12 protein-coding genes and 1 tRNA gene are annotated in these 15,515 nt (G+C 42.7%); 5 read left to right on the top strand and 8 right to left on the bottom strand.

What is annotated here, in order from left to right:
- Nucleotides 1–244: 244 nt before the first annotated feature.
- From cysQ to cysG, 6 genes are read right to left on the bottom strand one after another with little or no spacing between them, the layout of a single operon-like run.
- Complete coding sequence (gene cysQ / locus H5203_RS13740) at nucleotides 245–1,027, bottom strand: 3'(2'),5'-bisphosphate nucleotidase CysQ (RefSeq protein WP_145238259.1); 783 nt, start codon at nucleotides 1,025–1,027, stop codon at nucleotides 245–247.
- Between the two features lie 3 nt (nucleotides 1,028–1,030).
- The gene (gene cysC / locus H5203_RS13735; protein WP_145238262.1) at nucleotides 1,031–1,630 is read right to left on the bottom strand and encodes an adenylyl-sulfate kinase; all 600 of its coding nucleotides are present in this window, start codon (nucleotides 1,628–1,630) and stop codon (nucleotides 1,031–1,033) included.
- 30 nt (nucleotides 1,631–1,660) lie between these two features.
- Complete coding sequence (locus tag H5203_RS13730; protein WP_145238265.1) at nucleotides 1,661–3,385, bottom strand: SLC13 family permease; 1,725 nt, start codon at nucleotides 3,383–3,385, stop codon at nucleotides 1,661–1,663.
- 30 nt (nucleotides 3,386–3,415) lie between these two features.
- On the bottom strand, nucleotides 3,416–4,843 hold the full coding sequence (gene cysN, locus H5203_RS13725; protein WP_145238268.1) for a sulfate adenylyltransferase subunit CysN: 1,428 nt from the start codon (nucleotides 4,841–4,843) through the stop codon (nucleotides 3,416–3,418).
- The gene (cysD, locus tag H5203_RS13720; protein ID WP_145238271.1) at nucleotides 4,843–5,742 is read right to left on the bottom strand and encodes a sulfate adenylyltransferase subunit CysD; all 900 of its coding nucleotides are present in this window, start codon (nucleotides 5,740–5,742) and stop codon (nucleotides 4,843–4,845) included. Before cysD ends, cysN begins: the two co-directional genes overlap by 1 nt.
- Nucleotides 5,743–5,794: 52 nt before the next feature.
- Nucleotides 5,795–7,216 carry a siroheme synthase CysG gene (gene cysG, locus H5203_RS13715; RefSeq protein WP_145238274.1) on the bottom strand — a complete coding sequence of 474 codons (1,422 nt, stop codon included), beginning with the start codon at nucleotides 7,214–7,216 and terminating at the stop codon, nucleotides 5,795–5,797.
- A gap of 276 nt (nucleotides 7,217–7,492) precedes the next feature.
- On the opposite strand from cysG, the gene deoC reads away from it, so the two are divergent.
- The gene (gene deoC / locus H5203_RS13710; RefSeq protein ID WP_182719266.1) at nucleotides 7,493–8,242 is read left to right on the top strand and encodes a deoxyribose-phosphate aldolase; all 750 of its coding nucleotides are present in this window, start codon (nucleotides 7,493–7,495) and stop codon (nucleotides 8,240–8,242) included.
- Nucleotides 8,229–8,729, top strand: coding sequence for a hypothetical protein (locus tag H5203_RS13705; protein WP_182819868.1), 501 nt, complete (start codon nucleotides 8,229–8,231; stop codon nucleotides 8,727–8,729). Before deoC ends, H5203_RS13705 begins: the two co-directional genes overlap by 14 nt.
- A 58-nt stretch (nucleotides 8,730–8,787) precedes the next feature.
- On the opposite strand, the gene H5203_RS13700 is transcribed toward H5203_RS13705, so the two are convergent.
- Nucleotides 8,788–9,924, bottom strand: coding sequence for a CsgG/HfaB family protein (locus H5203_RS13700; protein ID WP_145238283.1), 1,137 nt, complete (start codon nucleotides 9,922–9,924; stop codon nucleotides 8,788–8,790).
- Nucleotides 9,925–10,044: 120 nt separating this feature from the next.
- Complete coding sequence (locus H5203_RS13695) at nucleotides 10,045–14,034, bottom strand: two-component regulator propeller domain-containing protein (protein WP_261375589.1); 3,990 nt, start codon at nucleotides 14,032–14,034, stop codon at nucleotides 10,045–10,047.
- 165 nt (nucleotides 14,035–14,199) lie between these two features.
- On the opposite strand from H5203_RS13695, the gene H5203_RS13690 reads away from it, so the two are divergent.
- From H5203_RS13690 to nusG, 3 genes are all read left to right on the top strand, one after another.
- Nucleotides 14,200–14,276, top strand: a tRNA-Trp gene (locus H5203_RS13690).
- A 132-nt stretch (nucleotides 14,277–14,408) separates the two neighbouring features.
- A complete protein-coding gene (secE, locus tag H5203_RS13685; RefSeq protein ID WP_016710555.1) occupies nucleotides 14,409–14,786 on the top strand; it encodes a preprotein translocase subunit SecE in 378 nt (125 codons plus the stop codon).
- A gap of 4 nt (nucleotides 14,787–14,790) precedes the next feature.
- Entirely contained in the window at nucleotides 14,791–15,348 is a 558-nt protein-coding gene (gene nusG / locus H5203_RS13680) for a transcription termination/antitermination protein NusG (RefSeq protein WP_145238289.1), read from the top strand.
- The last annotated feature ends 167 nt before the right edge of the window (nucleotides 15,349–15,515 follow it).

Here is a 15,515-nt window from a genome sequence, read left to right as displayed (position 1 = left end):
ATTTTTCAAATAGAATGCAGAGCAGGATTTTTCGTGGCTAAAGCCAACTCCTACGAGTGAAGAGTCGGTCTTAAACTTACCGCTTAAAGCTTATGGCTAAAGCCCTCTGTGTAGCCTAGCGACTCGGTGTTCTCTGTGGTGAAATTGTTTTTTCAAATAGAATGCAGAGCAGGATTTTTCGTGGCTGAAGCCAACTCCTACGAGTGAAGAGTCGGCCTTAAACTTACCACTTAAAACTTACGGCTTATAGCTTGGTTTCTTCTTCTATCACACTCACCATAAAGTACGGATTCAAATACTCATCTTTTGTGTTGTAAACAAGCGGGCTGCCGTCGAGTTTAGTGACTTTTGCGCCGGCGATTTCGGCTATAGCGTGGCCTGCGCCGGTGTCCCATTCACAGGTTGGGCCTAGGCGTGGGTAAATATCGGCGCTGCCTTCGGCGACTAAGCACAGTTTTAGTGAACTGCCTTTTGAGACCATTTCCACCTCATCAAAGCGTTTTACAAACTCGGCTAAATCCGGTGATGGATGCGAGCGGCTGCCGACTACGCGAATAAGGCCTTTGTTTGCTTTGGTGGTGACTTTAAGCTCGATGCGCTCATCACCGCGGTCTTTAAATGCGCCGATTGCCTCTGCTGCCAGATAAGATACGCCTAGCGCAGGCGCATCTACTACCGCTAAGATAGGCTTGCCGTTTTCAATCAAGGCGATGTTAACGGTAAACTCACCGTTCTTTTTAATAAATTCTTTAGTGCCGTCGATTGGGTCAACCAGCCAATAGCGGGTCCACGTTTGGCGGATATCCCAGCTGATATCGGCACTTTCTTCACTTAATACTGGGATCTCTGGGGTTAAGTGGGCTAGGCCATTGGCAATCACTTTGTGAGCTGCAAGATCGGCGTCGGTTACAGGGCTTTCATCAGCTTTGTACTCAACGTTAAAATCCTTTTCATAAATCCCCATAATAGCGCTGCCAGCTTGGCGGGCAAGGATCAGTATTTCTTCGAGCAGTTCCGTTTGGTTCATGACTTAACCTTTAATAATTTGCTGTTGTTTTAGATACGCTATCAGCTCTTGCACCGATTGGTCTAGGGTGTTTTTACTGGTATCTAAGATTATTTCCGGTGAATGGGGTATTTGGTAGTCTGAATCAATACCTGTGAAGTGTTTTATTTCACCTGCGCGGGCTTTTTTGTATAAGCCTTTTGGATCGCGGCTCTCGCATACGTCCAGAGGTGTGTCTAAAAACACTTCGATAAATTCACCGTCATCGACTAAGTTTCTTACCATATCGCGTTCCGCGCGAAATGGGGAAATAAATGCGGTGAGTACCAATAATCCAGCATCGACCATTAGTTTAGCGGTTTCACCAACGCGGCGAATATTTTCGATACGGTCTTCGTCGCTAAAGCCTAAATCTTTACACAAGCCGTGGCGTACATTGTCGCCATCAAGCAGGTAGGTGTGAATACCTTGTTGATTGAGTGCGCTTTCAAGGGCGTTTGCTACGGTGCTTTTACCTGAGCCGGAAAAACCAGTGAACCATAAAATAGCCGGTTTATGGCTTTTGTGTTCGCTACGTTGTGCTTTAGTAATGGCATAGTTATGCCAAACAATGTTCTCATCCATTATAAAACTCTCTTATGAGTAAGCGCTGGCTTAAAATGGAAATACCAGCGGGATCAGGGTTAATACCGTTATTGAATAAATAATAGAAAGTGGTAAGCCCATTAATACATAGTCTTTTAAACGATAATTGCCGGCGCTATAAACCATCAGGTTAGTTTGATAACCAAATGGTGATATAAAGCTTGCAGATGCACCAAAGGCGACCGCCATAATAAACGGCAGCGGGTCAACATTAAAGCCCATTGCTAATGCATAAGCGACAGGGAATGATAGTGCCGCTGCGGCGTTATTGGTGATAAGTTCGGTGAACATTACTGTCATTACAAAAATCGCGATAAACGCACCATAGGGGCCAAAATCACCGAGTACATAAAACAATGCTGCAGATATTTGTCCAGCTAGGCCGGTGCCTATCATCAGTTTTGCAAGGCCAATGGCGCTGCCAACTACAGCGAGTAACTCAATAGGAAAGCGGCGTTTTACTTCGCTCAGCTTTATCGTTCCCGTGAGCATTAAGCCAATCAGCAATACTAATAAGCCTTTTACCAGTGGTACATAGCCAATAATACTCAGCCCAAGTACCGTTGCAAAGCTCGCTAATACTAAGTTAGATTGCTTGGGCGCTAAGTGAGTTTGTAAATCAAGCCCGGAAATATACACAAATTCGCGTTTTAAATTAGGCAGACTATAAAAGTCTTTACCTGGGGCGAGGATCAGTGAGTCTCCCGCTTGCAGCTGCACTTTACCAAGGCCACCTTGCAAGCGGTCATGGCCGCGACGAATAGCGATAACAGCGGCATGAAACTGTTCACGAAAACGCGCTTCTTTAACTGTTTTTCCTATAAATTTAGATGATTGGCTGACAACAACTTCAACGAGGTGCTCAACATCTTTTTGATGTTTATCGTGAACTATTTTTAGCCCGTCAAAGCGTGTTAGCAGTGGCACTGATTTGATGTCACCGACAAACAGCAATACATCGCCCGCTTTAATCACTTGTTGTGGGGTTACTGCACAAATGCGTTTATCGCCGCGAATAATTTCCGCTAGGAATAAGTCTTTAAGTTCGCGCAGGCCATTTTCTTCTACACTTTTACCAATTAGTTTTGAGCCTTCTTCTATTTTACCTTCGAGATAAAAAGGCACCACTTCTTGATCGTTTTTGCCGTTGTCTGGCAAATATTTTAGCATCACTAAAATAGTGATCAGGCCCACACTTAATGCGCCTAACCCGACTATGGTAAAGTCGAAAAAGCCTAGCGGTGCCATGCCTGCATCAACGGCAAAACCATTGACGATTAAATTTGTTGAAGTACCAATTAAGGTAATTGTGCCACCTAAAATAGCAGTATACGACAGCGGTAATAGTAGCTTTGAAGGTGAATGGTTTGGATTGTCTTTTATGGCAGTAATGAGCGATGCGACAACCGCTGTATTATTGGTAAATGAGGATAAAAACGCTGTAGAAAGTCCTAGCTTAGTGACTGAGTTGGTTAAACTTCCTTTTGATAATGACTGGGCAAGCTTTTGTACGAGTGTGGTTTTTTCAACCGCAATCGAAACCAGTACCAATAACACTAAGGTGATCAGTGATGGATTGGCGTAGTTGATCAGCATATCTTCAAGGTCGATTAACCCGCCCAGATATGCGGTGCCAATGGCGCCAACAAAAAGCCATGCTGGCTTTAGCCGCGTGCCAAACAGGCACCCGACTAAAGTTAGCATAATGCCTGTTAATACTAGCTGTTGATACATGCTTTATATGTCCTTAACAGGCAAAGTTGGTTATTTAAGCTTTGATATATCAAGCGCTTGCCAATGTGGAAAGTGCTTGCGTACTAACGCATTAAATTCAACTTCAAACTCACTAAAGTTACCCGTTTGTTGTTGCTTAGCAAGCACGTTTTCAATCATACCCGCCGCAACAGTTAAGTTAGATAAACGATCGATTAAAATAAACGCACCGGTTTCGTGATTGTTGTGATAAGCATCGGCCAAAATGGTTTCGGTCAATTCGAGGGTAACAATCGCGATTTCGTTTAACTGCAGGCTGTCTGCGCTGCCGTGTTCAAGGGTGTTCACATCAATGGTGTGATCAATCTTTTTCACGATAGCCGAAGTATTTTTACTGCCTAGCTTAAAGTTATAGCTTTTACCCAGTACCAGCGGCGCTTCGTGCATCCACACCAGCTTTGCTTGTACTTGGTTAGTAACAGTCGCTGTTGAATCAGCAGGAACGATCACGTCCCCTCGGCTAATATCAATTTCAGTGTTAAGCGTTAAAGTAATTGCTTGGCCAGCTTCGGCTGTGTCTAAGTTGCCGTCAAAGGTGACAATCTCTTTAATGCTTGAGGTTTTACCTGATGGCAATACTTTAATAGCATCACCAACGCGTAATTTTCCTGAGGTCAAAGTACCTTGGAAACCACGGAAGTTTAGGTTAGGGCGTACTACATACTGCACAGGGAAACGCGCTTCAAAGCCAGTGTCTGTTTCAGCTGCTGGTGAGTCTTCTAATAACTCAAGCAGTGGTTTGTCTGTGTAATATGGTGTGTGCTCTGAGCGTGTTACTACGTTATCGCCTTTAAGCGCCGACATAGGCACAAACTTGATGTTAGATACGTTAAGTTGCTCGGCAAATTTTAAATAATCGGCTTTAATGCGCTCATAAACGGTTTCGTCAAAATCAACAATATCCATTTTATTCACGGCAACAACAAACTGTTTAATACCCAATGAATCACAGATAAAGCTGTGACGCTTAGTTTGTACTTGCACACCGTAGCGCGCATCAACAAGAATAATCGCTACATCACTGGTTGATGCACCGGTTACCATGTTGCGGGTGTATTGCTCATGCCCTGGAGTATCAGCAATAATGAATTTACGTTTAGCCGTTGAAAAATAACGGTACGCTACATCAATAGTTATGCCTTGCTCACGCTCAGCTTGTAAGCCGTCAACCAGTAGTGCTAAATCGAGCTCTTCACCGGCATTACCGACTTTTTCGTTATCTTTATGCAGTGCTGCTAACTGATCTTCATAAATTTGGTGGCTGTCGTGCAGTAGGCGGCCAATTAGGGTTGATTTACCGTCATCCACACTACCACAGGTCAGCATACGCAATAGGCTTTTGTCTTGTTGGCGAGCAAGATAGGCGTCGATGCCAATTGCTTTTACTTCGTTAATTGTATCGCTAGTATTAATAGACATTAGAAATAGCCCTCACGTTTTTTCTTCTCCATTGAACCTGCTGAATCGTGGTCAATCACGCGACCTTCACGTTCAGATGACGTAGATAGCAGCATTTCTTCGATAATCTCAGTCAGTGTACTGGCTGTTGATTCCACTGCACCGGTAAGTGGGTAACAACCTAAAGTACGAAAACGAACAGATTTCATCATGGGTACTTCGCCTTCTTTAAGCGGCATACGCTCATCATCAACCATGATCAAAGTACCATCACGCTCTACAACAGGGCGCTCTTTGGCTAAGTAAAGCGGAACCATATCGATGTTTTCTTGATAGATATATTGCCAAATATCAAGTTCAGTCCAGTTAGAAAGTGGGAATACACGGATGCTTTCGCCAGGGTTAACTTGACTGTTATAGGTATTCCAAAGCTCTGGACGTTGGTTTTTTGGATCCCATCTGTGGTGTTTATCACGGAATGAATAAACACGCTCTTTAGCGCGAGATTTTTCTTCGTCGCGGCGTGCACCACCAAACGCGGCATCAAAGCCATATTTATCAAGCGCCTGTTTTAAGCCTTGGGTTTTCATGATATCGGTATGCTTACCAGAGCCATGAGTAAATGGGCTGATATCAATCGCTAAGCCTTCAGGATTTTTGTGGACGAGTAAGTCAAAACCGTACTCTTTTGCTAAGCGATCACGAAATTCGATCATTTCTTTAAACTTCCAGTTGGTATCAACGTGAAGCAGTGGAAACGGAATTTTACCTGGGTAAAACGCTTTACGCGCTAAATGTAAAAGTACCGATGAATCTTTACCGATTGAGTAAAGCATAACTGGGTTCTCAAACTCAGCAGCAACTTCGCGCATGATTTTGATACTTTCAGCTTCTAATTGCTGAAGGTGAGTTAAAGCCATTGTTAGTCGTCCTACTAAAATGATTAAAAGTTAAAATCTAAATAGTTTAAAGCTATGCCACGTCTGTAAGCGGTTGTGCAAAGCTACTAGTTTGGGCTTTTGTGCCAAACCAATGAAGTTCTTCATGTAATGAAGCAACTTCACCAATAATTAATAATGCCGGTGAAATAATGCTGTGACGCTCGATTAAATCGGCCAGCTCACCTAATTTACCGGTTACAACGCGTTGATTTTTGCGAGTACCGTTTTCAATAATTGCCACGGGTGTATCTGCACCGCGACCATGTTTTAATAATTGTGCTTGAATATGGGGAGACTTAATTACACCCATATAAATAGCCAGAGTTTGGTTTGGTTTTGCCAGTGATTGCCAATCTAGTTCTTGACCGTCTTTTTTACAGTGACCAGTTACAAACTGTATGGCTTGTGCATGGTCACGGTGCGTTAGCGGAATACCCGCATAAGCGCTACAACCTGCGGCAGCAGTTATGCCAGGGACGATTTGGTAATTTACGTTATTAGCTGCCAGTACTTGAACTTCTTCACCACCACGGCCATAAATAAACGGGTCGCCACCTTTAATGCGGCACACTTTTTTACCTTGCTTGGCAAGGTCAACTAGCATTTGGTTAGTATCTTCTTGCACGACACTGTGATCGCCTAAGCGTTTACCCACACAAATTAAATCAGCATCGCGGCGTACTAGCTCCATAATTTCGTCAGAGACTAGAAAGTCATACACCACCACATCAGCTTGTTGCATTAGTTGCAGTGCTTTCAGTGTTAATAGCTCAGGATCTCCTGGACCTGCGCCAATTACGTATACTTCACCTTCAGGATCCAGTTTGCTATCGAGTAATTGTTCAAGCTGTACGCTTGCGGCAGCTGTATCACCTGTTTGTACTTTGCTGACGACAGATGAATCAAATACGCCTTCCCAAAATTGGCGACGATCAGCAAAACTCGTGAAGCGCTGTTTTACTTTGTCGCGAAAGCTGCCAACTAAACTTGCAAGCGGGCCGATGTGTTGTGGAATAAGCGTTTCTAACTTCTCGCGTAAGCGCCGTGCTAATACCGGCGCTGTGCCAGCACTTGAAATTGCAATAGTGATCGGGTCACGATCAACAATTGAAGGAAAAATAAAGGTGCATTTAGGTTGGTCATCCACCACGTTAACGAATACATTTCGTGCATTTGCGAGTTCAAATACGCTGTTATTTACGTCATCATTGTCGGTTGCGGCAATGACCAGCATTTTGCCATCAAGATGTGATTCATCAAAAAAAGCGTCAATTAGAGTGATATCATTATTTTGTGCATGCTCTTTTAATTCATCACAAAACCAAGGTGCTACTAAAGTGACATCAGCGCGAGCTTTCAAAAATGCACGGCACTTACGTAACGCAACCTCTCCACCGCCAACAACCAATACAGGTTTATTGTCGAGCTTGGTAAAGATAGGTAAATATTGCATGTGTAGACCCTTGGAAAAAATTACAGCAAAGATGCTTTTCAGAAACTCAGAATATAGTGGCGTAAGCTAAGTAAAAAATAATTAAAACCCAGTTAATATAACTAAAAGTTATATAGGGTTATCCGATTTGGCTTAAGCCTTAGTTAACAGGGGATTGCGCCGAGTTACAAGTACTATAATGACTATATATCGAGCTTAGAGTGTTTGGTTATTAGCTATAGCGAGAATAGTTAAATTTGGTACTATTGCTAATACATGAACTTACTTGGTGGATTTATGACAACGCAACTAACTGATGCGGCATTGGCCGTGCAATTAATGGATTTAACCAGTTTAAATAGTAATGATAGCGCGGCAACAATACAGGCCTTGGTGGCTAGTATTAAGCCCAACCTAGGTATTCCGGCTGCAGTGTGTGTTTATAGTGAGTTTGTTGATGACGCCAAGCTTGCTTTAGCTGAGCGCGAGCTTAGTTATGTAAAAGTCGCCACAGTAACTAACTTTCCCTCAGGCAACAGTGAGCTAAGTGAAGTAATTAATGAAACATTAATCGCAATAGAGCGTGGCGCAGATGAAATTGATTTGGTGTTACCGTATCAGGCCTTAATCGCGGGGGACGAAGCCACAGCGCTAGAATATGTGCGTGCCAGTAAAGAGTGTTGTCCTGAACACGTACAATTAAAAGTAATTATAGAATCCGGCGCACTAAAAACAGCGCAGTTGATAACACTGGCGACAGAAATAGCAATTGCCGGTGGTGCTGACTTTGTTAAAACCAGCACCGGCAAAGTAGCTACAAATGCCACTCTTGAAGCAACCGAAGTGATGTTAAGTACGATTAAAAAGTCGCCGCGTGTAGTCGGTTTTAAAGCTGCAGGTGGCGTGAAAACGGTTATGGATGCAAGTAATTACTTACAGCTAGCGACTGATATTATGGGAGAAAGTTATTTGAATCCGTCAACATTTAGATTTGGTGCATCAAGCCTGTTAGCTGATGTATATGCGGTACTTAATGACGCGTCATAGTGAGCAAGAAAAATTACAACTTGAGCATGATGCAGGTAAGTTGTTCTTGCGTTGCTATGAACATCGCTTTGGTATTCCAATGCGCCATATTTGGCATAATCAGCCGAGTAAACCAGATATCAGTTGCTATCGTAATGAACAGAAGCTTGATATTGAAATAGCACATTTATATGCCAGCGAAACCGAAGCCATGGTAGTACTCGGCAGGCCTTTATCTATAAGCATGCAACGAGATCTTGCTGATATGGCAATGCAACCAAGTGAGCAGCGGCTGCACTGTGCACTGCAGCGGTTATTAGAACAAAAAGGAAAAAAGCACTATCAATCAGAGCAAACATGGCTGCTTATTCGTAACGCCAGCACCATTTGGCATAAAGCGGATTTTGACGCTGAGTTACAGAATATAACGATACCGCTTACCCATCCTTTTCAACAAATTTGGTTGCTTTGTGATTTTTATCAGGGCGAGCTGTTACAGCTGTTCTAAGTATTTAGATGGTATAGCAGCCAAGAATAAACTGGCTGCTAAATAACTTGATCTTTGGTTAGTTAATTTTAAACATACTACCTAAGCTCTCAAGCCCTGACTTATTGGTTTTAGCAATACATTGACTTTCATCGAGTGACTTTTTGGTTGCTTCGTCTGCAAGTCCCGACACTTTTAATTGTTTCTCTTGTTGGTATTCGCGCAGTGCGATAACTGTTTGACGATCGTACTTAACATCTTCAGTTTCAAATTCTTCATAATCGGGTTGGTTTTTTAAATAACCTAAACAGACTAGATTCATGCGAGACATGGCTAAATCCATCTTTTCATAATGCGGCATTCTATGTGTAGGAACATCGACTTTTGCTACTGGAGCAACGGCTTTTGACTTGGCAGCCGTGGTCGTAAGCGGTGGTGGTGCTGTGTATCCAGGTGCTAGGGTATTATTACTGTTATAGCGATAGTAAGTGGCAGGGACTTTAGTTTGTAAAAACTCTACAGCTTTGATTATCACTTCGCGGAGCGCTTTTTCTTTAGGGGTGTTTGACCAGCCACTTAAATTACCACCGACTAAAGCACCACCAAAATTAGTTGCCGCACTGGTAAAATCAAAATCTTTGCTGCCTCCTTCGACGCTGGTGGCTGCTAAAATACGTGAGGTGCGAGTATCGATAAGGCGTAAATCAATCGCCATATGCGAGCCTGAAAAACCTGCCGATACTGAGCTAAACACATCACCTATAAAACCGCCAGTACCAACACTGGCACCTGAGCTGTCGTCATCAAATTCAGTTACTGCTGCTACCACAACTATTTCGGCTCCTTCAATTTCACCGTAAGCTGCCCCTGATGCTGCGCTAACACGACCTGAAGCCGCTAGATCTTGCTCAGATAACACTGCATCTAACGCTTGGCGTTCAAGTACGATAAAGCGATTGGTGCCTACCAAAGCTGTGGTGAGTTGGTCGGCCATGCCTTCACCTATTTCTTTTCGCCACCAATGAGAGTCATTCGATTTATCGGTAAAGCGTGCCACGGCAATACGCGCTTTTGGACCATTATATTGTTGTTGGGCGACTTCATTAATGTTTGGTGAATCTTGGTTTGAAGTGACCTTGGTTGAAGTACTTTGGCAAGCGCTAAGACTGCTAGCAACGAGGGTTGCCAACAGTACTTTTTTAGTTGTTGTGAGCATATGATTTTCCTTAATTAATGTGCCAAATAGAAACAGTGAAGGTTTTTATTCTACAAATTGTTTTAAAGTCAATTTAAAGAAATCATAAGGTTAAAAGTAGTACTGAGGCGAACACTTTGGTCACACAGACGAAGTTTTTGCATTCAGGTTGGTATTTTCCCTAAACTGCTTGGGCGAAACGTTATGCTTTGCCTTAAAGCAGCGAGCAAAGTAACTTTGTGAGCTAAAGCCGACTTTTTCAGCAATTAAACCTATGCTCAGGTCGCTGTCGCTAAGTAACTTTTCAGCATACTCTAAACGAGTATTACGAATATAATCACTGGGAGTTAAATTGTAGAGTGCTTTCATTTTCAGTTGTAAGGCACGTGTGCTTAAATATAATCCTGCAGCGAATTCTTCAATACTAAACGCTTCGTTGTGATAGTTATCACGGATGATGTTTTTCAGGCGCTCGGTAAATTGGTAATCTTTACTTTGTGTAAGTTGCGGATCGAGTACCAGCGGCGGAGCATGAGCCGCAAGCTGCTTTGCTAAGTGCCGATTAAGGACTGCACGAATACTCAGTAACCCTTGTACTCTACTGAGCAGTAATTGCGGCTCAAATGGTTTACTTAAAAAATCATCTGCTAGTAAATCAAGGCCTTTTAGTCTGCTTTGTGTATCGGCTTTTGCTGACAATAATAACACCGGTATATGGCTGGTAATGTTATTTGTGCGTAGCGCATTAAGTAATTGATAACCGTCCATGCAAGGCATCATCACATCGCTGATCACTAGATCTGGCATTTCTGTTTGGCAGATGGCTAAGCCTTGTTCGCCGTTAATAGCACTTAAGCAGTGGTACTCAGTAGCAAACAAAGTCAGCAGTAGTTCGCGCATTTCGTCGTTATCTTCAACAATCAGTAGCTTTTGCGAATTGCTGGGGCGGGTTGCTTCATTTACTGATGCTGCTAGCGAAGTTGCGCCATGCTCTGCTTCAGTCAAAGGCAGAGATACAGTAAAACAACTGCCTTTACCTACTTCACTTGTTAGTGAAATCTGCCCGCCGTATTGCTCTAGCAATTGTTTAACTAAAGCAAGGCCAATTCCACTGCCGTTTTGATTTTGTGCTGCAACACGCGTAAAGCGTTCAAAAATAATGCCTTGTTGGTGTTTTTCGATGCCAATACCGGTGTCAACAATCGCGATATGAGCCATGTTATTATGCACTGATAAGCTAATCTCAACTTGACCGCCTGAGTGGGTATATTTGAGGGCATTACTAACTAAGTTGGTAATAATTGACGTTGCATGTTCTGGCTCAAGGGCTATGCAGCAAGAGCCTTGGCTGAGATCTGTCATTGTTACGTGAATACCTTTTTGTTCAAACAGCACCGTGAAGTCAGCAACCAGCTGCTTTATAAATGGTGCTAAAGGATAGGGCGAAACGTAATGTATAGCGCAGCTGGGGCGTTGGCTTAGCTGTAATAGTTGATTTATTAAGGTCAGCAAACGTAGGCTATTGCGTTTGATCATCGATAATTGTTTTTGGCTAGCTTGATCTTTATGGTTTAGCTGCAAGCTTTCAAGTGGCGCGAGTATTAAACTCAGAGGCGTTTTTAATTCATGGCTAATATTATCTAAAAATTGACTTTTTAAGCGATTCAGCTCACGGGCTTGTTTACTTGTTTGTTCGGCCAGCTTAGCGCGGTATAGCGAGGCCGCAATAAGCCAAATAATAACCCCAGTGAGAAGAACATAACCGGCATAGGCAAGGCGACTTTGCCACCACGGCGGCACCACCGTGAAATCGAGCATAGCTTTAGCATTGCTCCATTGGCCATACTGATCTTTTACTTTTAGTTGCAGCTGATAGTCGCCTGCGGGCAGTTGCGGGTAGTTTATTTGTCGTTGTTGTGCGTTGGTATATAGAAATTGCTTATCAAAACCAGCGAGTTTGTATGCATATTGATATTGTTGAGGTGCCGACGGGCTATGTAATGCTGAGAACTTAAAGCCGATCACGCCGACACCTTTGTTAAAGGAGAGTGTTTGTATATAGCTAATTAATTTCGCGGCTTGAGTCTCGTGCTTAGTGTATGGGGCAGTGGCTATAGCTTGATTGTTAATTAGTAATTCGGTTAACACAGGCTCTGGAGTTGTAGCTGCCAGCTGTAGCTTAAGCGGATCAAATTGATTAAAGCCGTTGATCCCGCCAAAAAATAGTTCACTGTTCTGCGCTTGATAAGCCGCGCCGAGAATAAATGAATTATGTTGCACGCCATCACGGGGTAAAAAATGCTGCATATTTTCAGAGCTGGGCTGATAACGTGTTAAACCTTGGTTGCTTGCCAACCACAGGTAACCTTTGGCATCCTGTTTAATGGCAAAAATATTATCGTTTAGCAGGCCATCATGCTCGGTGATTCGGGTTATCTCTGCCGTTGTTTTATTCAGTTTATTTAAGCCTCCAAAAGTACCCACCCACAGTGTATTGTCATCTTGCAGATGAAGGGCGGTAACCATGTTATGACTTAAGCTATTTGGGTTTGTTTGATCGGCTTGATAATGGCTAAATTCATTGTTGTTGAGGGTGAGTTTATTTAAGCCGACTCGAGTACCAGCCCAAATTGCATTAGCAACGTTATCGTAAACGAGGCTAAATACGGTGTTGTTCGATATACTATTGTGTTGTTCCGAGTGCTTAAAATGCTCAATGGTCAAGTTATCTGGGTTAAACAGACTTAAACCTTGGTTGCTTCCCAACCATAAGTTGCCGTTCCGATCGCTGGTGAGCGCATAAATGTTATTGCTGCTGAGCTGGTGGCTTTGCACTGTGAATGATGTAAAGTCATCGCTTTCGCGGTTATAACGCAATAAACCGCCACCATAGGTGCCAATCCAAATACGCTGCTGGCTATCTTCATGAAGGCTGAATATATTGTTGTTGGTAAGGTTGCTGGTATCGACGTGATAGCGCACAAAGCCGTCTTTTGTTTGTCTATTTAACCCGTTGCGGGTACCGACCCATAATTGCCCTTGCGAATCTTTAAGTAAGGCCCGGATAAAATCATGGCTAATACTGTTAGGGTCATCGCTGTGTTGTTGATGATTAAATTGATTTTGGCGCATATCGTAGCGTTGTAACCCATAACCATCAGTGCCTATCCACAGAATACCTTGCTGGTCTTGATACAAAGACAGTAAGTAATCATTAACAAGCCCATGACGTTGCTGTGGAAGGTGTTTAAATTGGCTAAAGCTTGTCAGAGTTGTTTGATAGTTGGGATTATAATATAAGCCTTGGCCGTAGCTGCTAAGCCAAAGATGCTCGTTATTATCGATTAAAATATCGCTTATCCATATACCATCTAGTTGTTTTATATCATTAAACTGTTCACTTTCTAAATCAAAGACACTAAGCCCTGTTTTACTGGCAATCAGTAGCTGCCCTTGTGGCGTGAGTTTTAGGCGCCATAGTTGCTTTTTACTTGCTGAAAAGTGGCTAAATTTAGCTGTTTTTGTATCAAATTTTATTAATCCTTCATTACTGGCCAGCCATAAATTTTGCTTAGCATCAATCACCATATCCTGAAAAATAATACTACCTTGGGTGTTTGGCGAGTAGGTAAAGTAGGCAGTTTCATGCTCGGCTACATTTAGGCGAGTTAAGTTACCATCTTCATGGCCTAACCATAAATTATTGTGTTGATCAGTAAGCATTGACCAAATGCGGTTATCTTTAATCGCTAATGGACTGTTACGGTTAAAATGAGTGAATGTACCGGTTTCTGTATTTAGGGCGTTTAGCCCTTGTGTAGCTGTAGAAAACCACAGCAGATTATTGTCAGTGGTAACACAGTCGGTGATCCAATTACTCGATAGACTTGGCTGGGTTGGATGAGACTTAAAGCGTTTAAATTCATAACCATCAAAACGGTTGAGCCCACCTTGGGTGGCGAACCAATGAAAACCACGGCGATCAGTTATGCTGCAAGTGACAGAGTTTTGCGTTAACCCCTGTTCATTAGAGAAGGAGTCTAAATGTAAAGACAGTGCCAGCGCGCTGTTATGAAATAGCCATAAAAAACCAATAATGGCCGGATAGATAGTTGTTTTTATTGTTAGCACGTGCTTCCTCGTGCGTAGTAATATCCCTTGAATTGAAACAATCATAAACTGCTTTTTAATCAATGTTAAGATGGATTTTTCAATCTAGTGATGAGATTTTGACTTATGGGCATCTTTTACACTTGTGTTAATGAATTGCGTAAGTATAATAGGCATCCACTTTGCAGGGGCGTAGTTCCAATTGGTAGAACAGCGGTCTCCAAAACCGATGGTTGGGAGTTCGAGTCTCTCCGCCCCTGCCATTTTATCCTGTTTGTGGGTAAAGTCTGAGGTTAAAAATCGGTTTAAATAAGTCTGTTTTTAAGTTTGGATTTTAATGGATTAACCCTGCCATAGTGTAGGGTTGTTGTGTCTGTAGTTAAGGTAATAATATTATGAGCACGAATGTAGAAACTCCATCAAGTGCGATGGATTCAGTAAAGTGGCTTGTGGCAATTGCGCTACTTGCAGGCGCAGTAGTTGGTAACTATATGTACGCAGATCAGTCTGTGTTATTACGTGCTATTGGTGTTGTTGTTGCTGTTGCCGCTGGTTTGGGGATTGCATCACAAACTGAAAAAGGGCGTACCTTCCTTGCTTTTGCAAAAGAAGCACGCATCGAAGTACGTAAAGTAGTGTGGCCTACGCGCCAAGAAACTACCCATACGACATTTATTGTAATGGTTGCAACTGCGATTATGGCACTTATCCTTTGGGGATTAGATGGCATTTTATTCCGCGCAGTAGGCTTTTTAACTGGATTGGAGATCTGATCCCATGTCGGATGAGAACAACGAAAAGAAACTACGTTGGTACGTAGTACAGGCTTTCTCAGGTTATGAGAAGCGTGTTGCACAAACTATTCTTGAGCATATCAAGATCGAAGGTTTGGAAGATAGCTTTGGTGAAGTATTAGTACCTACTGAAGAAGTGGTTGAGATGCGCGCTGGTCAAAAGCGTAAATCTGAGCGCAAGTTCTTCCCAGGTTATGTACTTATCCAAATGGATATGAACGATAAAAGCTGGCACTTAGTAAATAGCACCGCGCGTGTTATGGGCTTCATCGGTGGTACGTCTGATCGTCCAGCACCAATTAGCGCTAAAGAAGCTGATCGTATTCTTAACCGCTTACAAGAAAACGCTGAAGCGCCTAAGCCTGCAACGTTATTTGAACCAGGTGAAGTGGTACGTGTTGTTGACGGCCCATTTGCTGATTTCAGTGGTGTGGTTGAAGCTGTTGACTATGAAAAGAGCCGCGTAAAAGTATCGGTACTTATCTTTGGTCGTTCTACTCCTGTTGAACTTGAATTTGGTCAAGTTGAGCAAGATAGATAAACAAATTAACTGATTTATACCAAAAAATATATTGTTTGGTATAAAGCTTGAAAAAGGCCGCTGATTAACTTATAATCAGCGGCCTTTTTGTATTCAAAGTAAGCATTTCTTGGTTTGTATACAGAAAAGTGAGAAACCAATTTTTAAACTGGGAAGCCGCTAGAGTA

It is taken from the genome of Pseudoalteromonas sp. SG41-1, from assembly GCF_014164575.1.
In the GTDB taxonomy this organism is placed as follows: domain Bacteria; phylum Pseudomonadota; class Gammaproteobacteria; order Enterobacterales; family Alteromonadaceae; genus Pseudoalteromonas; species Pseudoalteromonas rhizosphaerae.
This window is presented reverse-complemented; position numbering and strand designations above follow the sequence as displayed.